This is a genomic window from Bacillus sp. AFS012607, assembly GCF_002558005.1.
In the GTDB taxonomy this organism is placed as follows: domain Bacteria; phylum Bacillota; class Bacilli; order Bacillales; family Bacillaceae_G; genus Bacillus_A; species Bacillus_A thuringiensis_S.
In genome coordinates this window covers 163,800-186,866 of sequence record NZ_NTVM01000028.1, presented here as the reverse complement: position 1 = coordinate 186,866, position 23,067 = coordinate 163,800, and the positions used below count along the sequence as shown (strand labels likewise).

Genomic DNA, 23,067 nt, shown 5'->3' with positions numbered 1-23,067 from the left:
AATTACTTCCACTTCTTCTGGCTCTTCTGTTTCTGTAATTACTTCCACTTCTTCTGGCTCTTCTGGTATTTCCACAATGATTGTTTCTGCAAGTTTTTCTTCTGCTTTGACAATCACTGATTCTTCTGGAGCTTGCTTTTCCACTTCAATAGTAGGTTGTTTTATTTCTGTATTACGTTTAATTTCTTCTGATAATATTGTATCCTCGTGCTCTACTTTAGAAGCCACTAATTCTTCTTGTAGATTGTTTTCGTTTAACACCACTACATCTTTTTCTAGCTTAGCACTTTCCATCTGCTCAGCTACTGTTTTATGAAGTAATTCATCCGCTGAAACTTCCTGCGGTGTACTCATTCCTTGAATCACTTCTTTTTCTTCTACTAAAGGCTCTTGGCGTTCGATTTCATAACCGTTTTTCTCTAGCCATTGATCAACAACTGATTTTTCTTGCTTTTTATCCTGTTGACCAACCGATTCATGACTAGGCGAAGAAGACGTTGCTTGCCCTTCTGAGAAATCTGATAATGTATATCCTTTTTTCTCTAACCATGCATCAACAACTGCTTTGCCCTCTACAGATATTTCAAGATCTTCTCTTTCTTTTACTTCCTCCTGCTTTTCAACCTTTTTCTCTACTGAAGGACGATTATATCCATAAATTGGCGAAATCATTTCTGTTGGACGAAATGGTCTACGGTTACTCTCTTGCGAAGGTGCAGATGCCTTTTTAACGACAGCCTCTCGCACCGGTTCATATTGTACTTCCGGTTCTTCATATGTAGAAACTACCTTTTCCACATACGGTCGTCTGCTTCTTTCCACCTGTATTCCTCTTTGAGCAGTCGGTTCTTCATATGTTACTCCTTGAACAGGTTGTTCTTCGAAGTGATCTACTTCTCTTTCATCCTCTTCATCGAACCCATTATCCGGTACTAAAGGAAAACGGCATTTACCTGCATTCCTACTTGCCATTTGTGCTTCTCTTGCTTCAGTGTAGTGGTTTACACGAGGAATTTTCGGCTGACTTTCAATTTGCTTTTGTACTTCTTTATTCAACGCTGTTTGTTCTTCCTCTTTGTTAAACAACTTTTTCATCCAATCTAACATGCTTACCACTCTTTCTACTAAATAGTAACATCCTTTATTGTATCAGCATTCGGCAAAAAGTGCAGGTAAAATTAAGCATGTCATATTTATCCACAATATTCTAATTTACGAGTGTTTCATATGGAAAAACGCAGCCTTTCATGTAAGACTGCGCTTAAGCTTTACGCTTCCGATATGCATCTATACTATCCGTTACACTTTGCAATAAAGAATTTACATACTGCGGGTCAGATAATTTTTTATCTTCTTCAAGATTTGACATAAACCCAAGTTCTAATAGTACACCAGGTACTTTGGACCAATTAAATCCAGAAAGATCATCCCTGAATTTAATTCCATTTACTTTCACTTGCTGGTTCTCCCTCATTTTATTTACAATCATTTGAGAGATTTGAAGGCTTTCCGCATAAATCTCTTTCGTATGCGGACTGTCTTCTGCTGGCGTCAATACAGCAAATCCACTTTGGTTTGGATTTTCAGAACCATCTGCATGAAGACGTAAAAATAAATTTGCCTTATGATTGTTTGCGAATGTCGCCCGTTCTTTATTACTTATATCAACGTCTTGTGACGTTCTCGTCATTAATACTTGCATTCCCTTCGCTTCTAACTTTTCTTTTAATACGAAAGCCATTTCTAATACAAGTACGGCCTCTCTTTTTTTCGTCACAACACCAGTTGTACCATCTGTGACTTTATATTTTTGTGTTGTTGCCCCTGGCCCAATCGGCTCTAAATTTAAATTCGCTTTTTGTTGATGCCCTGGATCAATAACGACGAGAAACTTCTCTTGTTTTTCATTACTCTCTACTTTTTGTTCATTATTTTGCATTGGTTGCTCAGTTGGCAGCACCGGTGTAGTTTCCTCTATCTTTTCTTCAGTCGGCACTTCCTCCTGCTTATGCTCCACTTGCTCATTCGTTTTAATTGCTTGCGATTCTTCGTTCTTTTCTTGTTCTTGCTGCTTTTCTACCGGTGCGTCTTCTTTGGTATCTTTTCTTTTCTCTTGTATAGAAGATGTAGTTTCTTTTTTCGGCTGCTCTTGTGAACAACCAGCCATATATATTCCAATGAATGCAATCATGCTCATTATTTTTATATACTTCATACTTCTCTCCCATCACTTTGCACCGGATTCAAAGTTTTTCTTATAATTGCCCTATAATCTCATCCATATTTCCAATATAAACAGGATGCCACGTTTCTGTACCACGCTCTGCAGTATAAACCGGATAAGCGTTATCATCTATATTTACGAAAACTGGATCACCCATATCCGTTTCATATCCAATTGCAATCCATCCTTCTTGCCACTTTCCGTTTTCTTCACTTATTAATGAATTTTTATGTTTATCATATCGGTAACCGATTTGTCCTTTTTCTAATTCACTTTCACTAAACACATATATTTCATAAGTACCTAGCTCAACATCTTGCTGTTTTGAAGTTTCAATTCGTTTTAGAAGTTCTGCGATTTTTGGTTGTTGTTTCATACGTCTATCCCCTTCTATTTTTCTAAATTTTAACTAGTTTGTTTATAAAATACAATATAGATTTTAAGAAAAAAGGTGACATTCTTATCATATTTACGATTTTTTGAGTATATCTATCACAACTCTCAATATATCAACGATTCAACAAGAAATTTCGACTTACCGATAAAGAATGACAAAAAGAAAAGAGAGGCTGTCCAAAAGGACAACCTCTCTTTTCTTATATCAATTAAAATTTAAACTCTTGTCCAACTTCAAAGCTATCTTCTAATACAAGAATACCTTTTTCTTGTGGAGCGTCTGGAAGCTCTAATTCACGTGCAGAGCAGATCATTCCAGAAGAAGGAACACCGCGAAGTTCAGCCGGTTTAATTAACATACCGCTTGGCATTACAGCGCCGATTTTCGCAACGACAACTTTTTGTCCTGCATCAACGTTTGGTGCACCACATACGATTTGTAATGTTTCTGTACCGATTTCTACTTTACAGATGTTTAGCTTATCAGCATTTGGATGTTTCTCTTTTTCAGCTACATAGCCTACAACAAATTTCGGAGAAAGATCTGCTTCTACTGTTTCTTCAAAGCCATTCTTCGCTAAAACTTCGTTGATTTTCTCTACAAGCTCTTTCGTTAATGTAAGGTTTCCTGTTTCTGTTACTTCTAAATAAGAAGATGCATTAAAGATGTTGAATCCTGCTGTTATATTGCTTTCACGATCGTATACGCGTGCAACATCTCCTTTGCGATCAAAAGTACGGTTCTCTAAAGTAATATCTTGTAAGGCAACAATTAAAGTGTCACCAATTCCTTCAAGGTTGTAAAAAACGTTCACTTCGTTCATCCTTTCTCTTTTCCATCTGTCTTCTTCCGATTTTTCGCTAAAATAAAGATTGGTTCAAATTCTCCATCTTCATATACGAATGAAAGTGATGTAATCGGAACATGCCCTTCGGCAAAAAATTTCATTGTCATTTGTGCAATAATATCATAACCGATTTCGTTGACGATATCAGCAATAATTAATACATCTTGGTGAGGAACAGCAACAACCATGTCACCAGAAATCTTTTCACGCATCGATTGTAGTAACGATTCGTTTAAAATACGAGTCGCGTCATACCCATCATTTGTGTTTAAAAAGTAGAATGTATTACCCGCTACTGTGTCTTGTTTAAATTCATAACCTAATGAGCGTGCGTTGAATAATGCCATTTCACGCACTTGCTGTTCTGTAAGTTCTAATTTTTGTAACAGACGTTCATCAATTAGTCGATACGTTTTATTCGAATCTAACGCATAGTAAATACGTGTTTCCGCCGTATGATCCGTCATAATAAACGGATTTCCTTCTTCTGCTTGTTTCGGGAAAGAAGTAGAACGAATAACAGGTAAAATTTTTGCTCCGCTATTTTCTTCTTTATGCATCGCAATTAGCGCTTCTTGTACGTAATAAGCAACTTCTTCAATTGCCTTTTCTTTGTTCACTTCCCATTTTGCTACAACTCCTGGAAGTGATACGTTAATACCTTTTTTCGAGTCTTTCTGTTCTATACGTAGAACCTCTTTCTCGCTATCATACTGAAAGTCCCACTCTGGACGAGATAATTTCTTCATTAACTCGTCTTTCATCTTTTTACTTGTCATCTTCATCTCTTTTTCCTCCCTTCCAAAAAAATAACCTCCCCCGCGAAGGTAGAGGTTGTTTTACAATTCAATTGGCAAATTGCCTTATTTTAAACCTTCAATGAACTCTTCGATTTGTTCTTGTGTTTTACGATCTTTGTTTACATAGCGACCAGTTTCTTCACCTTTATTGTACGCTACAAAGCTCGGAATGCCAAATACGTCTAATTTTACACATAGATCAATAAACTCATCACGATCTACATAGTAAAATGAGAAATCACTATATTTCTCTTCTACTTCTGGCATAAATGGGTCTACAAAACGGCAGTCTGGGCACCATTCTGCTGAGAACATAAAGACTACATTCTCTTCATTTTTTAATTGTTGGAATTGCTCCATGCTTTCTAATGACTTCATCTATATTTCCTCCTCTAACGAGTGCATTTTTCATGTTATAATCTTTCTTTTATACTACCATACATCGCGCATGGTGCAAGGTTTATGCTTGCTTTTTGTCATACTTATATTGCCCAACAAGTAACTTAACAACGTGTACAAATAATTCCGTGCGGTCGACATAATCATCTGTAAAAATACCAATCGCTCCTTCGTGACTACGAATATCTTTTCTATGTACAAACTCTTCCATCACTTCGCTTAATTCTTTACCATCTTCAAGAGGTGCTAAAAAATCGTCTGGTAACGTAATACGCGCTCCTCCGGCCACAAATACTTTCCCATCACTTGTTGCTAGCGCGCCCCAGTTACACATAAATAAACCGTGCTCCGTTTTCATCACACCGCCTTCTAGCCCAATACCAATTGGAGCTTCTCCTTCCTCTAGCGCTCGCTTCGCTCTATTAATCGCTCCTTGCATCGTCTCTTCATCTGAAAACGGCTGATTTGCTACTCCTGAAGGAACAGAGAGAGATGTAATTGTAGCATCTTTCCAAACCTTCTCCACAGCACCAACTTTCGTTTTATTCTTCGATCCAACTACTACTTTCATTTCGTTCACCTCTATAAAAATTCATCATTCTATTCTAATATCCGCATCAGATACGAATTAAGTATCAACCACTACCACATATCACCAAGTCATCTATTCAGCCTAAAAAAGAAGGTTTTTTCTAGCAACATTACCGTCTTCGAAAACAAAAACAGCCTTCCTCTCACTTCCTACTTGGAGTCTTCATACATCATTCGAACACCAATTAAGCACTGACCGCTCCCAATCATCGCTGGGTCATCTATTCAACCTAAAAAAAGAAGGGTTTTTCGCCCTTCTTCTCTACGCGTTATTCTTAATTGTCTCTAACGTCGTTTTATCTGTTGTTCTTACAAGCTTCGTAATTAATTCTTTCGCCGCTGCATAATCATCAACATGTAAAATTGAAGCATGTGTATGAATGTAGCGTGCACAAACACCAATTACTGCTGATGGGATACCAGAGTTACTTGTATGTACACGGCCCGCATCTGTACCACCTTGTGAAATAAAGTATTGGTACGGAATATTGTTTGTTTCTGCTGTATCTAAAATGAATTCGCGCATTCCTCTATGTGTTACCATCGTGCGATCGTAAATACGAAGAAGAGCACCTTTTCCTAATTGACCGAACTGCGTTTTGTCACCAGATGCATCGTTTGCTGGACTTGCATCAAGCGCATAGAAAATGTCTGGTTGAATCATATTTGCAGCTGTTTGCGCTCCGCGAAGGCCTACTTCTTCTTGTACAGTAGCACCAGAATATAATGTATTTGGTAATGTTTCATCTTTTAATTCTTTTAACAATTCGATTGCAAGACCACATCCGTAACGATTGTCCCAAGCTTTCGCCATAATTTTCTTCTCATTTGCCATCGGTGTGAATGGGCAAATCGGCACGATTTGTTGTCCTGGTTTTACACCAATTTCAATCGCATCTTCATAACTATCTGCACCTATATCAATTAACATATTTTTTATATCCATCGGTTTTGCACGTTGCGCGTCACTTAATAAATGAGGAGGAATAGAACCAACAACCCCAATAACAGGACCATTCTTCGTCATAACTTGTACACGCTGTGCTAATAAAACTTGGCTCCACCAGCCGCCTAACGTTTGAAAACGAAGCATTCCGTTTTTCGTAATTTGCGTAACCATGAAACCTACTTCATCCATATGACCTGCTACAAGAACACGCGGGCCAGTTTCGTCCCCTTTTTTCAGACCAAATACGCTACCTAAACCGTCTTGTACAATTTCATCCGCATATTTGCTTAATTCTTGTTTCATAAAACGGCGTACATCATGTTCAAAACCTGATGCCCCCTGTAATTCTGTTAACGTACGAAATAATTGTAATGTCTCTTTATTCACGAAGTCCCCTTCTTTCAAACCTTAGTAGAATACCTCTTTTATTGTAACGAAATTTTCGAAATGTTTCTAGTTTCTTCTTTTTTAACTGTATTTGCTTTATAATTATTATTGGTACACTATTTTTATTTTATAGAATTGAGGTGAATATATGAGTTGGAAAGGTTTAGTAGCAGGTCTTGGCGTTGGGTTCGCAGCTGGTTATCTCGTTGCAAACAAAGTACAAGAACAATCCCATATTTCTTCAGAAAAAGCATTGAAAATGGTGAAACAAGCATTAAGTCATAAAGGTGAAATTACTGGCTCTTGGGTACATATGGTTCCAGAGACATTTGAAAAATATGATGTCGCATATGAAGTTTATCGCGGCGGTCTTACAACAATGTTAGATGATATACAAGAACGATTTGAATTTTTAGTTGATGCTAAAACAGGTACTGTTTTAGAAGTTATAGCAGCATAAAAAGGAGGGTTCCCATTAGGTGAACCTCTTATTTTTTTGAAATTGTGGGTATTGATTAAAATTATATCAGCGATTTTCCGAATATATCGACTTACCGACAAAATCCGATAATAAAAAAGAAGCTGCTCCAACAAATATGATGGAACAATCTCCTCTTTTTAAGCTTCTATACTCGTTTTCCGTTCTATTTTTTCTACAATATGTCCTTCCTCATTCCACTTCACAGCACGATAATATGCGTCATGATAAAACGTAAACCACGCCTCTTTTTCAGCACCATACTTCATCCACTTTTGCTTATTTTCAATCGAAGTCATCGGATAATCATCGTATGCCATTACCCATAATACATTTTGATGCGCGTGTGTCGGCAATAGGTCTGCTAAATGTAGCATCGTTTCTCCTTGACTCTCCAAAGCGATAACTGCATGTCCATCGCTATGACCACCGGTATGCGTCATCTTGATTTCATCTGTAATTTCTATTTCTTGCTGGAACGTAACAACTTGATCTACAATTGGCTCCCAATTTTCCTTCCAATATGTATTACGTGATCTAATGTTTGGATTCCTCATTTCATTCCACTCTGTTTCACTTACGTAAACTTTCGCATTTGGAAATGCCGGTACAAGGTGATCATCTTCCCATTTTGTTAGACCAGATGCATGATCAAAATGAAGGTGTGTCATTAAAACATATTGAATATCTTCAGGCTTTAATCCCTGTTTTTCTAACGATTCATAAACCGATGATTCTTCTGTTACACCTTGATTTCGTTTCATCTTCTCATTCAACTTACCGTTTCCTATTCCTGAATCAATGAGCATATTTCCATCTTTCGTTTGTAAAAGTAACGGATCTGTTCGTAAGTAAATATGATTTGTGTCATTATGTTTATATTTACGTGACCAAAGTACTTTCGGCACAACACCAAACATTGCGCCTCCATCTAAATGTGTATTTCCGCCTTTTAACCACGTTACTTTTATATCTCCAATTTGTAACTGTTCCATTACACATCCCCCTTTTAATTAATCTTAACATAAAATTCTGATTATTTTAGGCATAAAAAAACCTATGCATTACTGCATAGGCTCTGTACGATATTTTGCTTCAACTCGGTAAATACGATGACCCTTACTAGAGAATTTCTCTTCGTATTCAGTCATGATGTTACCTTCAAAGTCGCTGTTATGAAGATCTAAGCTTAAGTACGTTAGTAACATACCATACTCAGCCATACTCATAAGAGAATATTCAAATAAACCTTGGTTATCTGTTTTAAAATGAATTTCTCCGCCTTCTACTAACACTTCTTCATAATTACGTAAAAACGTTTTATACGTTAAACGACGCTTCGTATGACGCTTCTTTGGCCATGGATCTGAGAAGTTTAAATAAACGCGATCAATCTCACCTTTTGCAAAGAAAACTGTTAAATCTTCAGCATCTTTATTAATTAACTTTAAGTTCGGCACTTCTTCTTCAATTAATTTATCAAGTGCATCTACAACAACACTTGTGAATTTTTCAATTCCAATATAATTAATATGTGGATTCGCTTTTGCCATATCATACATAAAGCGGCCACGACCTGTACCTACTTCAATATGAATTGGTTGTTCATTTCCAAATACTTCTTTCCAGTTACCAGCGCGCTCCTCTGGGTTTCCGATTACGATATGTGAATACTCGTTAATTCGATCCATTGCATATGGTTTATGTCTTAAACGCATAGATGTCTCCCTCTCTTTACAAAACTATTTTAAAGGAATAATTCCTTATTTCTTTTTTTAATTAATCTACCAAACAAAAAACCAAGTACGTACGAGCACTCGGTCCGTTTCTTTCAAGTATAAGATGTACCATTTTGATAAAAACTACATACAGCATTAAACATTCCATGACGAAACAGCTTTTTCTCTTACATTTGAAGAGAAAAACAATCGAAAGGATGATCCGTTCATGCCAATTAATCAACAACATCAATTAGAAGTGCTGAAAGATATTTTAGTCAACCACCAAAGTGATTGCTGCGGGACAGTTTCAGAATGCGAGCAATTAGAGCGCCTCATTCAATCGTTACTCGCAAACGATAATATAAGTAGTGACGCTAAAACAATGCTAAACGATGTATATTCTTATAGTCAATCGGGTAAATCTTCCTCTAATTTGGACAACCATATTTCCAATAATCAAGAACAACTTACTCAGTGGATTGCTGGAATGGACAATTTTTCTTAAGTATTATTCTGAAGCAAGTAGTTGCTGTAAATATTGATGCCAATATTCAGCTTCTGCTTGCTGTTTTTTTGTTGTATGCCATTGAATAGACAAAATCGTTTGTGCTATCACATACCATCTCATACGCCTAAGCAGCGATTCATCCATTTCAATATCATAAAAACCGAGCCACTCACTCCACTCCTGGCGCGGAATGTACCAATATAATAACATACCAAGGTCTAGAGCCGGGTCAGCAATTACAGCTCCATCCCAATCAATTAAAAACAACTCATCTTCATCCGACAATATCCAATTGTTATGGTTTACATCACAATGGCATACAACAAATTCATTGTATTCAATAGCTTTTAATGAACCCATTAAATATTGAAGGCCTTGCTGAATTGTTTCATCATCCCTTATATCTCCTCTTAAAACGAGTTGCAGTTGTTGTAATAACTCTTGTGCGTGAAGCGGCTGCTTCCCAAGTCTTTGAATCATCTGTACAAGCGCTTTAGAGGAGTGTATTTTCTTCAAAAGTTTCGCAACACGTTCTAGTTTCATATCCTCTGGCTCTAGCTTCTGTCCCGGAAGCCATTTTTGAGCAGAAATTACATCACCATTCGTTACCCTTCTTGTCCAAAGTAATTTTGGAACAATTCCTTCTGCTGACAATACCGCTAAAAAGGGCGATGTATTCCGCTTTAAAAATAACTTCTGTTGTCCGTTTTGCGCAATATATGCATCGCCCGTTACTCCACCAGCCGGTACAAGACTCCACTCTTTTCCTAATAATTGTTCCAACCATTCCATATTCATTACCCGTTAACAAATCCTTATCTTTTATAGTTATGAAAAGAAAAACCGCAACATTTCTAAACATGTTGTGGATTCATATATTTTACTGTAAATGAAAAGAAAAATTAGCCTAGGCCAAAAATCCTCTATTTTATTTTACAAAACCTGTCATAGAATGACAACTTATCAAAATCGTCACCTTTGTCAATTCTACATTTATTACATTCTCATCGTCAAGTAGCGATTTGTCACATTATCGTCAATATATACGTGCTAATTGGAGCGAGCCTAAGTTCCTTTCCTCTAAATGAAGAAATTGGATCTATTTTCGCTTCGTTTTCGTTTACTAACACATGCCACGTTTCTTCTTTCGGAAGTTGCACCGTTTTAGCTTCTAAACCGCTATTAAATAAAACGACAATCTCTTTCCACGGTCCAAACGATTTTACATTTTGCAGGTGGTATGCAAGTACTTCTGTAGATGTTTGTAAAAAAGTCATATGTTTTTTTATAAGGTCTGCGTTTTGTAATCGGAATGCCCCATGCTCTTTACGAATCGCAATTAAACCTTTTATATAGTTAACAGTCTCTATCTCTTTCTCTTTTTGATCCCAATCTAATTGATTGATCTCATCATTTGCATTATAACTATTTTCATTTCCTTTCTTCGTACGATAAAACTCTTGTCCTGCATGTAAGAAAGGAATGCCTTGTGAAAGAATAACCATTGCGCTCGCTAGCAGGTGACGTTTTTTCAAAATCGCTTCTGATTCTTCATTACTGCGCACTAGTTTATCCCACATCGTCATATTATCATGACATTCTACATAATTAATGCTTTGCGCCGGCTCTAGAAACAGCCCTGTTTCTTTCATACTTAAAAGACTTCCTGCTGCAATATACTGCAAATGATTACAGTCTACAGACCCACCAAATGCAAAACCACGCTTGTTTATATGAAATGTACTCCCTTTTATCCCATCACGAAATTGATCATTAAACTGCGCAATATGCGGCATGTTCTTCGCATTATTTAACGTTGCTTTTTCTTTGGCAGGAAGTGGTGTTTGTAAATCCCATCCTTCTCCTAATAATAAAGCATCTCGTTTTATGTTTCGTACTTCTTTTTCTATCACATTCATTGTATCAACATCTAAAATTCCCATTAAGTCGAATCGGAATCCATCGACATTGTATTCAGTAAGCCAATATAAAATAGACTCTACAATGAATTTCCTCATCATTTTCCGTTCAGACGCTATATCATTTCCGACTCCCGTCCCATTAGAAGGCATACCATCTTCACCATGACGAAAATAATAGCCTGGAACAAGCTTTTCAAATGATGATAGCTCTCTTTCATAAACATGATTATATACAACATCTATGATCACCCTAATACCTTGTTCATGAAATGTTTCAATTAGTTGTTTGCACTCAACTATCCTGTTATACGGATCAGAGGGATTTGTAGCATAAAATCCTGTTGGTGCATTGTAATATAATGGATTATACCCCCAATTATAGGCGGACGAAGGATTCGCCTCATCTACACCACCGAAACAATATAAAGGTAATAGTTCAACATGTGTAACACCTAAATCTTTTATATGAGACAACCCTGTTAACGTCCCGTTCCGTCCCGTTGTTCCCTCTTCCATCAATCCTTTATATGTTCCCTTTTGACTCACTCCACTATTTTGATGTATAGTCGCATCACGAATATGCAGTTCATACAATATGGCATCTGTCATTGATTGTAATGGTGGTAATCCCTCTCGTCTTGTTACACTCGTTTTTTCTAAATCGATAACAACACCGTGTTTGCCGTTTACCGTCACCGACTTTGCATAAGGATCCACAGCTTCGTTCCATATTAAATTAATACAAACAAGAAATGTATAGCATGCTCCGTCTAAATCTCCTTGTAATGTTTGAATCCAAACTCCGTTTTCTTCTCTGTACATTTCATGATCGGTATATTCTTTATCACTCTTATAAATTCTTACTTTCGCAAGCCTTGCGGTTGGAGCCCATACTTTAAATGTCGTTTCTTCTTTTTGATACACAGCACCTAAATCTGTACCTTCGTAATAATACTTTTCATCGAAAATTGTTGTTCGAATAACAGCACCTATTTGTAAATCCGTTTCTTCATTCCGTTCATCTCGTACTGTATAATACTTCCCCACATCTAGCGGCTCTTCTATAAAGCACTCATACTTCGTTGCATCTGGAAGTGCAATAGTATGAGCAATCGGTAAATCTTTCACATTACTTCCTTCTTGCAAACGAAATGTCCGACTTGTTCCATACGCATGTGGGAGCAAAATTGTAATTTTATTCATTTCATCTAAATAGGCATCAAATGGACGTTTTACTTTCAACATAAAAAAATCACCATCATTCTCAAAGTTAAAATAAAGTGAAACTTTAATGAGCGAGAAAATTTTCCCATCCTCACTTATTATTAGCCTTCACCAATCAGGCGAGATAAAATGAGCTGCAAATGATAAGGCTTTTCTTATCAACAAGACTCTATACAGTAACTCCATTCTTCTCTATAGTATATTCACCTGCATAAAAAACGTTTTCAACATTCTATTTTTGTAATTTTATTTCAGCAATCGATTTATACTTCGGGGTTTCTTTCACGTGGGATTCGTATAAAGTAATTGTATCTGCTTGAAATGATATTTCAGGCCCTTCTTTTATACTTTCTAAATGAAACTTTTCTTCTCCTATCCATTTACGAGCAACAGTAATATGTGGATGATACGGGCGTGTTTCTAGAGAAAAACCATTTTCTTCACAAATGGCATGTACTTGCTTTTGTAACTGAAACAAATCATGATTCTCACTTACCTTCGCCCAAAGAATACGGGGCTGATCTTCCCTACCAAACGTTGAAAAACCTTGTAACGTGAACGATAGTTCTTTTGTTTTTATAAGTGTTTGTAATCCATTCTTTATCCCTTTTAACTGTTCTTCTGTCGCACCTCCTAAAAAGGAAAGGGTAATATGATAATCTTCCTTATGTACCCACGAGCGAAATGGTAATTTCTCATTCGTATCCTCTTTATAGTTAGACAGCACTTCTTTTATATGATTTGGTAACGTAATTGCGACAAAATAATGCCTATCCATGTACACCGTCTCCTTCTTTCTATTGTTGCTTTTCTTTCTTATCTCATTCAATTAAAAAGAAGCCGCCCTCTAAAGTAGAGAGCGGTCATTATTCATATATCGGCGATTAAAGTTTCACTTTACTTCGCTAATTCATGAATTGCTTGCGCATAAATTGCTGTTGCTTTTAATAAGTCTTCAATTTCAATGTACTCATCTTTTTGATGCGCAAGTTCTTCCTTTCCAGGGAATAGCGGTCCAAATGCCACACCAGCTTTTAATGAACGAGCATAAGTACCTCCGCCAATTGCTAATAGTTCTGCTTTTTCACCTGTTTGTTCTTCATATACACGTTGTAACGTACGAATTAATACGTGGTCTTTATCAACGTGATGCGGGCGTGAATTAGAATAGTCAGCTACTTCAAATCCATGCGTACCAACATACTCTTTCAACTTCGCAATTGTTTCTTCAAAGTTAGTTGTAACTGGGTAACGTACGTTTAGCCCTAAGTTACCACCGTTTTCTTTCGTATAAGAAAGGCGACCAACATTCACTGTTAACGGACCGCTAATTTCATCTTTATAAGCAATAGTAGCTTTTTCACCCAAAATATCACCAGTAAATGTTTCTGTTGCAAATGTCGCAAATGCAGTTGCTTTTCCATCAAGTGAAACTGTAGTCAAGAAGTTTGCTAATAATAAACCTGCATTTTCTCCTTTTTCAGGAGTAGATCCGTGCGCTGAAATTCCTTTTATTTGCAACGTCACTGTATTACCTTCTATAGTCGATTCCCCTATTTTTTTAGCAGTTTGTAAATACTCTTCATATGCTACTGTAAGTGCATTTACATCTTCTCCTGTAATAACCGCTTCTGCAAAATCAGGAACCATATTTAAACGTCGCCCTGAATCAAATGAAACAAGTTCATATGTACCTTTTTTCTCTTCACTACCATTTTGCACAACTTGTATATCAGAAATTCCTTTTTCTGCATTAATAATTGGAAAATCTGCATCTGGTGCAAAACCGATTGTTGGCATTTCTTCGTTTTTAAAGTAGTGATCTACACATTTCCAATTGCTTTCTTCATCTGTTCCTATAATCATACGAACACGTTTTGAAAGAGGTAAGCCTAATTCTTTCACAATTTTCATCGCATAATATGCTGCCATCGTTGGGCCTTTATCGTCAATTGCACCACGTGCAAAAATCTTTCCATCGCGAATATCCGCACTATATGCGGGAGTCGTCCAGCCATCTCCTTCTGGTACAACATCAACGTGACAAAGAATACCTACTAATTCTTCTCCTTGTCCCATTTCAAGATGACCTGCATATCCTTCTAAATTTTTAGAAGCAAAACCTTCAGCTTCTCCTTTATGTAACATGAAAGATAGCGCTTTTTCTACCCCTTCACCGAATGGTGCGCCCTCTTTCGCCGATTCTTCTTCCCATACACTTTTAATTTGTAAAAATTGTTGTGTATCACGAATTAAATCATCTTTTCGTTTTGCAACTTCTTCTGTCCAATTAATCGCTGACATCACGCATCCATCCTTCACTATATTATCTCTTTCATCATAGCAAACCGAAATCCCTTATGCCATACACGAAAACTAAATACCGAACAATTGTAATATTTCAGACATTTCTTATTAGTTTTTCTTTTATTTTTTCAAAAAAATTTGCAGGAATTTGGCGTTTTACGTAGAATTTTATGTGTTAGTTGACTGACCATATATACAATGTCAACTACCAATATTTTTCTATATGAATTTTTGTTAAACTTTTGTAAAATTTAAGTAGATTAAAGCATGAATTTTATCATGTAGAGTACAATGGTAGTAACGACCTTCTTTCCTGAATGGGGTCAAAAAAACTAGTAGAGGAGTGGTTTTCTCTTGAAACCTACAACTACTCGTATGCTAACACGCATTAAATCAATTTATATGTACATCAATGAAAACGGAACGGTAACGACGAAAGACCTTGTAGATGAGTTCGGGATCACACCGCGAACGATACAACGTGATCTAAATGTGTTGCAGTTTAATGAACTCGTGTATAGCCCTTGCCGCGGTAAGTGGACAACAACAGGAAAGAAAGTGAGAATGACCTCATAACAAAAAATAATTGTATGTAAATAAATACATACCCCTTTCTAACTATTAGAAAGGGGTCTTTTCTGCGCCTAAAAGGTACTACTTTTCAGTATCTACTTGATATGTTTTTAACATTTCTACTTCTTCATCTGTTAGCTCTCGGTATTGTCCAAGTTCTAGTTCTTCATCTAATACTAACGGACCCATCTCCGTTCTCTTTAGGTAGACTACTTTTTTCCCTACCGCTTCAAACATACGCTTCACTTGATGGAATTTCCCTTCTGTAATCACAAGCTCAATTTCGGAAATATCATCGCTTTTCAATATTGTAAGCGTACCTGGTTTTGTTTCATAGCCATCGTCTAAGATAACACCTTTAGCAAACTCTTTTACATCCTCTTCTGTTACTACTCCTGCAACGTGTGCATAATATTTTTTCGGCACATGCTTTTTCGGAGATAATAATTGATGTGATAACTTCCCATCATTTGTTATCAATAAGAAACCTTCCGTATCGATATCAAGTCGTCCAACTGGGAACGGATCAAAGATTGCATCTTCTAATTCTAATAAATCTATTACTGTTTCATGATTATCATCTTCCGTCGCTGAAATAACACCTTGTGGTTTATGCATCATTAAGTAAACAAACTCTTTGTATTCCACAACTTCACCGTGAATCATAACTTCTTGCTCTTCTACATTTACATGAACTTTCGCATCTTTTACTGGCGTTCCATCAATTTTCACAACGCCATCTTTCAATAATTTCTTTACTTCTTTTCTACTTCCATATCCCATATTCGCTAATAATTTATCTAATCTCACGCTTTTCACCTTCTTTATTTATCATAGAAAAGGGGACGTAATTACGCCCCTCTTGATTTCAACTTTATTTTAAATCTACTACCAAGTTTACGTTGAATTTTATCTAATGCTTCTCCGCCAAATACTCTTTCAAGTACTCCTGTGCGAATTGCTAACAATCCGTAAACAAGACCACCAATACCTGCACAAATCGCAACTGTTATAAGAGCACCAATACGGCCATCAGGCGAAATCATGAAGGATAGAAGCCATTGTGATAGTTTTACAGCAACGACCATTATAAGTGTCAGTACTGCAATTTGGAATGTTCTTTTATATACAACACCGAATGAATAGTGTGCGTATTTTTTAATTTGTCGATTTGTATACCAAACAGAAGCTAAGAAACCAACTGCGGTCGCTAGAATTGCTCCTACTGTACCGAAATAACGAATAAAGATTACGTTACATACAAATTTCAAAATAACACCCATAATAAGCGCGACAATTGCATGCTTTTGCTGATTAATCCCTTGAAGAATTGCCGCTGTTACTGTAAATAAAGCAAATAACAATGCAACTGGTGCATACCACATTAATACTTGTCCACCTAATGGATCTGAGTCATAGAAAGCAGTGTAAATTGGATATGCAAGTGTTGAAATACCGATAACTGCTGGCAATGTTAAAAACATATTTGCCTGGAATGTTTGTGTAATTTGTAATTTCAAATAGCGGTATTGTTTTTCAGTAAATGATTTTGTAATTGCTGGTACAAGCGTTAAACTAAACGCTGTTGCAAGTGATACAGGAATCATAATTAACTTATGCGTCCACATTGTGAAAATACCCAGCGCTCGCTCTGCGATATCACCTTGACCAATCGCCTGCATAATTGAGTTAAATGTCAATGTATCAATTTGTTGATATAAAGGAATTGTTAACCCAATTACAACGTAAGGAATCGCATATGCGAATAACTCTTTAAACAATTGAACAGTACTTACTGTTGATTCTGGTACAGTTTGTTCAATTAAATATTGATCCAAATATTTTTTACGTTTTAACCAGTACCAAATTAACACACCGAGTGCTCCAACCGCTGAAACGAACGCAGCAAATGTCGCTACTCCAACTGCTGTTGCAACTGTACCGCCAAGTACTTTAATAACGATAAAACTACCTGCTAATAAAAAGACGATACGAATAATTTGTTCAATAATTTGTGAAACGGTAGTTGGTCCCATAGACTGGTGACCTTGGAAATAACCACGAATTAAACTCGCTGCTGGTACAACAATAAGTGCGAAACTTACAAGACGAATGATCGTCGTAACTTCTCCTACATTATTGTGTATACTTTGTTTACCAAGCATCGCTTCTGCAAACAACGGTGCCGTCATGTACAGTACTAGGAACGAAAGAACTCCTGTTACTATCATCATAACCATTCCCGAGCGGAACATTCTCCGGCTCGTTTTATAATCGCCAAGCGCATTATATTTGGAAACAAATTTTGAAACAGCAAGCGGCACACCTGCCGTTGCGATACTTAAAAAGATCGTATATGGAATGTATCCATATGTATAGAGCGTTCCGCCTTCTGTACCTACTAATGCATGAAACGGGAAGACGTAAATCATGCCTAAGAACTTTACTAAAAATGTCCCTAGCGTAACAATAAGCGTTCCGCGCAGAAATTTCGAATCGGACATACAAAAATCCTCCTACATCTACATAAAATGAAACTTTAATCAGTGGGGTGTTCTTCTCCACTGATTATTAGTTGAACCATTCGAGCATTTACAGGCTAACAGACTCCCTATTTACTTCTCCTAAATCTTGAGGTTTTAGTCTTATCGCCTACAAATAGCAGGATAGTGCTGAACTCTAACTTTTGTATTGTACCACAATTCTCTCATTAAGCAGTACTTCACTCTATTTTTCTTTTAACGGAAAACATGCTATTCTTTTAGGCAGGAAATGTAGAAAATGAGGTCGATATATTATGCATTATGATGTTATTGTCATCGGCGGCGGTCCTTCTGGGCTAATGGCTGCAATTGGTGCTGCAGAAGAAGGCGCAAATGTCCTGCTTCTTGATAAAGGAAATAAACTTGGGCGTAAACTTGCGATTTCTGGTGGCGGACGCTGTAACGTAACGAACCGTCTACCACTTGATGAAATTGTTAAACATATACCAGGAAACGGTCGCTTCTTATACAGCGCTTTTTCTCTTTTTAATAATGAAGATATTATTACATTCTTCGAAAATCTTGGTGTTAAATTGAAAGAAGAAGACCACGGTCGCATGTTCCCCGTGTCAAACAAAGCGCAATCTGTTGTAGATGCACTTTTAACACGATTAAAAGACTTAGGTGTAAAAATCCGTACAAATACGCCTGTTGAAACGATTGAATATGAAAATGGTCAAACGAAGGCAGTTGTACTGCAAACAGGCGAAGTGTTAGAAACAAATCACGTCGTTATCGCTGTTGGCGGAAAATCCGTTCCTCAAACTGGTTCCACTGGAGACGGATACGCTTGGGCTGAAAAAGCAGGTCATACAATTACAGAATTATTCCCAACAGAAGTACCTATCCTGTCAAACGAGCCGTTTATACGTGATCGCTCATTACAAGGTCTTGCTTTACGTGATATAAACTTAAGCGTATTAAACCCGAAAGGAAAAGCTATCATTTCTCACAAAATGGACATGCTCTTCACTCATTTCGGCCTATCTGGTCCTGCTGCTCTTCGCTGTAGTCAATTCGTCGTGAAAGCACTGAAAAAGTTTAAAACGAACACAATACAAATGAGTATTGATGCATTGCCAGAGGAAAATAGTGAGCAACTATTTCAGCGCATGCTGAAACAAATGAAAGAAGATCCGAAAAAAGGAATTAAAAACGTTTTAAAAGGTTATGTCCCTGAGCGTTACTTCCTATTCTTATTAGAAAAAAACGAAATTGACGGTAGTGAACAAGCTGGACAAGTTTCTCACGAAAAGATTCGTGCACTTGTGAAAGACTTTAAAGAGTTTACTGTGAATGTAAATGGTACGCAGTCAATTGAAAAAGCATTCGTTACTGGCGGAGGTGTATCCGTGAAAGAAATTAATCCGAAAGAAATGTCTTCTAAATTCACGAACGGCTTATATTTCTGCGGAGAAGTTCTTGATATCCACGGTTATACTGGTGGCTATAATATTACATCAGCCCTCGTTACTGGTAGAATTGCTGGAACGACAGCTGGAGAAAACGCGAAAATGCAATATTAAAAAAGAAACAGGGATTCCTGTTTCTTTTTTTAATATTGCCATGAAATCATTATCGGCGATTTCTCAAATATATCGACTTACCGACAAGAAGCGACAAACATCTGCTCCATGTAACTTTCCATTGCTTTTTTGTTGCTTTATATACCTTAGTACCTTTATATTTTATATTGTTGAATATTTAAAAAAGGGTAAGGGGAAAACAAATGAGAAAAAAAGTCATGATGTCTTTAATGTTAATGACGTTTCTTTCTGCGGTAGAAGGAACGATTGTTAGTACAGCAATCCCTCGTATAACGAGTGATTTGTCAGGCGTCGAACTTGTTAGTTGGGTATATGCAATTTATATGCTTGCAACAGCTGTTTCGACTCCAATATACGGAAAGCTCGCTGATTTATTCGGCCGTAAAAAAGTTTTACTGATCGGAGCTACAATCTTTTTAGTCGGTTCTGCACTTTGCGGAGTCGTTACATCGATGGAACAATTAATTTTCTTCCGCGCTCTTCAAGGTATCGGTGCTGGTGCTGTTATGCCAATCACAATGACGATAATTGGAGATTTATATAGCGAAGCGAAAGACCGCGCGAAAGCACAAGGTTGGATGAGTGCCGTTTGGGGTGTATCCGGTGTTATCGGACCGTTAGTAGGTGGATTTTTAGTTGATTCCCTTTCTTGGCGCTATATTTTCTTCTTAAACGTTCCATTTGGAATTATCGCTTGCTTAATGATTGCAATTTACTACAAAGAATCTATTAAGCCCGCTAAACACCATATCGATTATCTTGGTGCAACAGTTTTTTCATTAAGTACAATCGCTCTACTATATGCATTATTAACAGGTAGCAGTAAGCAAAACTGGGGAGACATGACAATTATCGGCCTATTAATCTTTGCCGCTATTTCATTCATTATTTTCTTGTTCATCGAGAAAAAATCTCCGGAACCATTAATTCCTTTAACACTTTTCTCTAACCGTACATTATCTACGATAAATATATTAACTCTTATTGCTGGCGCAATGATTATTAGTATTACAATGTACCTACCAATCTGGAGCCAAGGTGTATTAGGAAAAAACGCTACAGAAGCTGGACTTATTTTAATGCCAATCCCTGTTATGTGGACATTTGGCGCTATTTTCTCTGGTAACTTAGTAGGCAAATTAAAAACGAAACAAATCATTTTACTTGGGGCTAGCATTTTATCAGTCGCTACGTTCTTATTATTTACACTATCAACCAATTCACCATCGTTCCTTATTTATGTAGCAGTTGGATTATTCGGCTTAGGAATGGGGCTTGTGACACCGATTTACATGGTAACAATTCAAGCAGCAGTCCCAGCTCATACACGCGGAACAGCTGTTGGTTTAAACACATTTATTAATACATTTAGTCAAACGTTAGGTGCTGCAATATTCGGTACAATCTTCAATACGATGATTCACGCACGTGGTATTAAAAATCTTGATCTTGTATCTGGTGGACATGGCGGTACTACAGCAAACGTAGTAACCGAATCACAATCCGCATTAGCATCAAGCGTACACGTCATTTATATGAGCACTTTCGTATTAGCGGTATGTACATTAATTATCGCTTGGATTTTATTAAAGCCAGCTACACAAACAAGTGAGCAACAATAAAAAGGATGACCATTTTGGTCATCCTTTTTACATAACATCTACTCTTCATTCTCCACAATATGTTTCAGCATGGATAATTTATTATCCCAAAAACGTTCATAATACGAGAGCCACTGTTGTAATTCTTCTAATGGTTCTGGATGCAAACGATATATCTTCTCTCTTCCGCTTTTTCTTCCACTTACTAAATTCGCTTCCGAAAGAATATGAAGGTGCTTTACAACCGCAGTACGACTCATCGGGAAATGATCCGTTATTTTGGAAATCGGTAACTCTTTGTCACTTAATAACCGTATTACTTCTCGGCGGGTTGGATCAGCAATTGCTTGAAATACATCATATTTCGCTGCTGACGAGGACACTTAGCCTTCGACAACCTTTTTCAGTTTTTCATTTACAATCGCTACCCAACCACCGCTCATTCTATCGCGAATAATAGAGCTCTTCGCATTTGCTTTCGGAAGAATTTCATCAGGATGTTTCCAGCCGCCGTGAATTAACGTAAATTCTGTTTTGTTATCTCCTAAGTCTTTCAAATTAAATGAAACAATCCAGCCATCTGTATCCCATGAGAAAGATAAATGGTTTGGCTCATCAATTTCTAACACTTTACATGGTGATGGCCCAAATGGTGATTGCACATGAAATTCATGTCCTACCTCTAATACAAAATCATTTGGCATAAACCATGACGCAATCCCTTCTGCAGTTGATACTACACTCCATACCTTTTGAATAGACGCGTTAAAAACGATTGTTTGTTTAATATTATTTAATGTATTTTGTTGTTCCATTTTCATTCTCCTTTACTCCGCGTTATAACATAACACCTTTTGGTTGTACTTTGATGATATAACACCTTTTGGTTTCATGTCAACGCTAATTCTTTTACTGTTGAGAAATTCTCAACATTTTTTCAACAGGACAAACACCCTCTTAGCATTTCCTCATAATATACTCACAAAGGCAATACAAAATAAAAACTTCTCTCAACATGAAACTCCATCATTCATATTGAAAGAAGTGCCTTACTTATATCATGCGTACTTCGTCTCTCCTCCTTCCCTCAGGGACAATACGCGAGATATGACAAATCAGAAGGAATATGCCCACCATTTGAGTAGGTAGTTATTTCTCTTCTCCTCAACATTTCCTTAGGAGCGAAATGACTACCGACTCACTTTTTTCAAACAAAATAAAAAGGGGTTGAACGCTATGTTCTATTGCATTAACTGCTCTGATATTCATCATGAAAAACATCCGAATGATAAAGTATTCAAAAACGGTTTTTATATTGATCCATTTTTAGGTGATCGTTATCACCTTGGTATGTGTAAAGATGCCCAAAACCATGAAACAGGGGAGCCTCTTTTAACGACAAAGAAATCAGGCACAACCCAATCTATTATGAACGTATTACCGACACATGTTGTCCCAACATAAAACATAAAAAAGAGCTGGATGAGCCAGCTCTTTTTTATGCTTTATAAACGATCATTGCTGAAAAACAATAAATTTGGTTTTCATCGTCGTTAATGGAAACACCAACTTGGTACTTAATATCTACAAAGTTGCTATCATCAATCTTTTTCAAAAAAACATTCACAGCGTCTTCTAAGTCTTTTTCGTGACTTTCATCAAACACTTTCACACGAATCATGTTAACACCATCCTAGATCGCAGCCCTCCGCCGCTTGATTATTGCCACGGTGCGTATCTATGATGCGATAAAACTTTCCATTCTCATATATATATCCGTCTTCTAACACATATTTTTTATCTTCAGTATAGACATAAAACTTACCTATCATAAATTTACTCGTATATAATTCCAAATAATTTGGTCTAAATTTAGCTACAACTTTATTTGTAATATCAATTTTTATTGTGCGCCCCACCTTCTCTCCCTCCTTTGCAAAGAACGGATTTAGGTATATTGTATTAGCGCTTTTACATTTTATGCTTAAAAATAAGTGGATATGCCTTCTTTCTTCACCTGTACTATTTTTCTAAAAAAATCACTATAAA

Annotated in this window: 25 protein-coding genes and 1 pseudogene; 6 read left to right on the top strand and 20 right to left on the bottom strand. The window is 36.8% G+C overall.

The genetic code is table 11. The annotated features are described in order from the left end of the window. The 8 genes and pseudogenes from CN409_RS26935 to CN409_RS26900 all read right to left on the bottom strand — a co-directional run. Window positions 1–1,107: pseudogene (locus tag CN409_RS26935) on the bottom strand (DNA translocase FtsK); the annotation flags it as partial. A 154-nt stretch (window positions 1,108–1,261) separates the two neighbouring features. Then, window positions 1,262–2,215, bottom strand: coding sequence for an N-acetylmuramoyl-L-alanine amidase (locus CN409_RS26930; protein WP_000874053.1), 954 nt, complete (start codon window positions 2,213–2,215; stop codon window positions 1,262–1,264). 40 nt (window positions 2,216–2,255) lie between these two features. Beyond that, window positions 2,256–2,600 carry a hypothetical protein gene (locus CN409_RS26925; RefSeq protein ID WP_000813351.1) on the bottom strand — a complete coding sequence of 115 codons (345 nt, stop codon included), beginning with the start codon at window positions 2,598–2,600 and terminating at the stop codon, window positions 2,256–2,258. A gap of 229 nt (window positions 2,601–2,829) precedes the next feature. Continuing rightward, complete coding sequence (gene ytpR / locus CN409_RS26920) at window positions 2,830–3,444, bottom strand: YtpR family tRNA-binding protein (protein WP_001006765.1); 615 nt, start codon at window positions 3,442–3,444, stop codon at window positions 2,830–2,832. Further along, the gene (locus tag CN409_RS26915) at window positions 3,441–4,253 is read right to left on the bottom strand and encodes a DUF1444 domain-containing protein (protein ID WP_000784606.1); all 813 of its coding nucleotides are present in this window, start codon (window positions 4,251–4,253) and stop codon (window positions 3,441–3,443) included. Before CN409_RS26915 ends, ytpR begins: the two co-directional genes overlap by 4 nt. Before the next feature lie 78 nt (window positions 4,254–4,331). Then, window positions 4,332–4,646 carry a thioredoxin family protein gene (locus tag CN409_RS26910; RefSeq protein ID WP_000838193.1) on the bottom strand — a complete coding sequence of 105 codons (315 nt, stop codon included), beginning with the start codon at window positions 4,644–4,646 and terminating at the stop codon, window positions 4,332–4,334. An 82-nt stretch (window positions 4,647–4,728) separates the two neighbouring features. Next, window positions 4,729–5,238 (bottom strand): DUF84 family protein, encoded by a 510-nt coding sequence (locus CN409_RS26905; protein ID WP_000869954.1) that lies wholly within the window; start codon window positions 5,236–5,238, stop codon window positions 4,729–4,731. A gap of 282 nt (window positions 5,239–5,520) precedes the next feature. Next, entirely contained in the window at window positions 5,521–6,594 is a 1,074-nt protein-coding gene (locus tag CN409_RS26900; protein ID WP_001031517.1) for a M42 family metallopeptidase, read from the bottom strand. Between the two features lie 148 nt (window positions 6,595–6,742). Between CN409_RS26900 and CN409_RS26895 the strand changes: the two genes are divergently transcribed. Then, window positions 6,743–7,054, top strand: a complete 312-nt coding sequence (locus CN409_RS26895; protein ID WP_000118541.1) for a PepSY domain-containing protein — start codon at window positions 6,743–6,745, stop codon at window positions 7,052–7,054. 158 nt (window positions 7,055–7,212) lie between these two features. On the opposite strand, the gene CN409_RS26890 is transcribed toward CN409_RS26895, so the two are convergent. Together CN409_RS26890 and trmB are read right to left on the bottom strand one after the other, a co-directional pair. After that, window positions 7,213–8,067 carry a YtnP family quorum-quenching lactonase gene (locus tag CN409_RS26890; protein ID WP_000436873.1) on the bottom strand — a complete coding sequence of 285 codons (855 nt, stop codon included), beginning with the start codon at window positions 8,065–8,067 and terminating at the stop codon, window positions 7,213–7,215. A gap of 69 nt (window positions 8,068–8,136) precedes the next feature. Further along, the gene (gene trmB, locus CN409_RS26885) at window positions 8,137–8,790 is read right to left on the bottom strand and encodes a tRNA (guanosine(46)-N7)-methyltransferase TrmB (RefSeq protein ID WP_001239383.1); all 654 of its coding nucleotides are present in this window, start codon (window positions 8,788–8,790) and stop codon (window positions 8,137–8,139) included. Window positions 8,791–9,019: 229 nt separating this feature from the next. Here trmB and CN409_RS26880 point away from each other — a divergent pair, with 229 nt between their 5' ends. After that, window positions 9,020–9,298: a YtzH-like family protein gene (locus CN409_RS26880; protein WP_001122235.1), complete on the top strand. Its 279-nt coding sequence runs from the start codon at window positions 9,020–9,022 to the stop codon at window positions 9,296–9,298. A 3-nt stretch (window positions 9,299–9,301) separates the two neighbouring features. Here CN409_RS26880 and CN409_RS26875 read toward each other — a convergent pair whose 3' ends face one another. From CN409_RS26875 to pepV, 4 genes are all read right to left on the bottom strand, one after another. Further along, the gene (locus tag CN409_RS26875; protein WP_002081999.1) at window positions 9,302–10,099 is read right to left on the bottom strand and encodes a phosphotransferase family protein; all 798 of its coding nucleotides are present in this window, start codon (window positions 10,097–10,099) and stop codon (window positions 9,302–9,304) included. Window positions 10,100–10,326: 227 nt separating this feature from the next. After that, the gene (pulA, locus tag CN409_RS26870; RefSeq protein ID WP_000921762.1) at window positions 10,327–12,468 is read right to left on the bottom strand and encodes a type I pullulanase; all 2,142 of its coding nucleotides are present in this window, start codon (window positions 12,466–12,468) and stop codon (window positions 10,327–10,329) included. A gap of 211 nt (window positions 12,469–12,679) precedes the next feature. Next, window positions 12,680–13,225 (bottom strand): RNA 2',3'-cyclic phosphodiesterase, encoded by a 546-nt coding sequence (gene thpR / locus CN409_RS26860; protein ID WP_017763668.1) that lies wholly within the window; start codon window positions 13,223–13,225, stop codon window positions 12,680–12,682. A 119-nt stretch (window positions 13,226–13,344) separates the two neighbouring features. Then, complete coding sequence (gene pepV / locus CN409_RS26855; RefSeq protein WP_001274235.1) at window positions 13,345–14,751, bottom strand: dipeptidase PepV; 1,407 nt, start codon at window positions 14,749–14,751, stop codon at window positions 13,345–13,347. A gap of 357 nt (window positions 14,752–15,108) precedes the next feature. Here pepV and CN409_RS26850 point away from each other — a divergent pair, with 357 nt between their 5' ends. Next, window positions 15,109–15,330: a DeoR family transcriptional regulator gene (locus CN409_RS26850; protein ID WP_000805512.1), complete on the top strand. Its 222-nt coding sequence runs from the start codon at window positions 15,109–15,111 to the stop codon at window positions 15,328–15,330. 78 nt (window positions 15,331–15,408) lie between these two features. On the opposite strand, the gene CN409_RS26845 is transcribed toward CN409_RS26850, so the two are convergent. Together CN409_RS26845 and CN409_RS26840 are read right to left on the bottom strand one after the other, a co-directional pair. Further along, entirely contained in the window at window positions 15,409–16,137 is a 729-nt protein-coding gene (locus CN409_RS26845; RefSeq protein ID WP_001234949.1) for a pseudouridine synthase, read from the bottom strand. A gap of 41 nt (window positions 16,138–16,178) precedes the next feature. Next, window positions 16,179–17,831: a putative polysaccharide biosynthesis protein gene (locus CN409_RS26840; protein WP_001284026.1), complete on the bottom strand. Its 1,653-nt coding sequence runs from the start codon at window positions 17,829–17,831 to the stop codon at window positions 16,179–16,181. Between the two features lie 293 nt (window positions 17,832–18,124). Here CN409_RS26840 and CN409_RS26835 point away from each other — a divergent pair, with 293 nt between their 5' ends. Together CN409_RS26835 and CN409_RS26825 are read left to right on the top strand one after the other, a co-directional pair. Continuing rightward, window positions 18,125–19,396, top strand: a complete 1,272-nt coding sequence (locus CN409_RS26835; RefSeq protein WP_000558871.1) for a BaiN/RdsA family NAD(P)/FAD-dependent oxidoreductase — start codon at window positions 18,125–18,127, stop codon at window positions 19,394–19,396. A 203-nt stretch (window positions 19,397–19,599) separates the two neighbouring features. Further along, entirely contained in the window at window positions 19,600–21,039 is a 1,440-nt protein-coding gene (locus CN409_RS26825; protein ID WP_001228024.1) for an MDR family MFS transporter, read from the top strand. Window positions 21,040–21,077: 38 nt separating this feature from the next. On the opposite strand, the gene CN409_RS26820 is transcribed toward CN409_RS26825, so the two are convergent. Both CN409_RS26820 and CN409_RS26815 read right to left on the bottom strand, forming a co-directional pair. Next, entirely contained in the window at window positions 21,078–21,401 is a 324-nt protein-coding gene (locus CN409_RS26820) for an ArsR/SmtB family transcription factor (protein ID WP_000098837.1), read from the bottom strand. Beyond that, the gene (locus CN409_RS26815; protein ID WP_097981966.1) at window positions 21,402–21,833 is read right to left on the bottom strand and encodes an SRPBCC family protein; all 432 of its coding nucleotides are present in this window, start codon (window positions 21,831–21,833) and stop codon (window positions 21,402–21,404) included. Between the two features lie 421 nt (window positions 21,834–22,254). Between CN409_RS26815 and CN409_RS26805 the strand changes: the two genes are divergently transcribed. Beyond that, window positions 22,255–22,482: a DUF3973 domain-containing protein gene (locus CN409_RS26805; protein ID WP_000498990.1), complete on the top strand. Its 228-nt coding sequence runs from the start codon at window positions 22,255–22,257 to the stop codon at window positions 22,480–22,482. A gap of 34 nt (window positions 22,483–22,516) precedes the next feature. On the opposite strand, the gene CN409_RS26800 is transcribed toward CN409_RS26805, so the two are convergent. Both CN409_RS26800 and CN409_RS26795 read right to left on the bottom strand, forming a co-directional pair. Next, the gene (locus CN409_RS26800; protein ID WP_000621751.1) at window positions 22,517–22,699 is read right to left on the bottom strand and encodes a sporulation protein Cse60; all 183 of its coding nucleotides are present in this window, start codon (window positions 22,697–22,699) and stop codon (window positions 22,517–22,519) included. Between the two features lies 1 nt (window position 22,700). Then, window positions 22,701–22,937: a DUF2553 family protein gene (locus tag CN409_RS26795; RefSeq protein ID WP_000533804.1), complete on the bottom strand. Its 237-nt coding sequence runs from the start codon at window positions 22,935–22,937 to the stop codon at window positions 22,701–22,703. Window positions 22,938–23,067 lie beyond the last annotated feature (130 nt).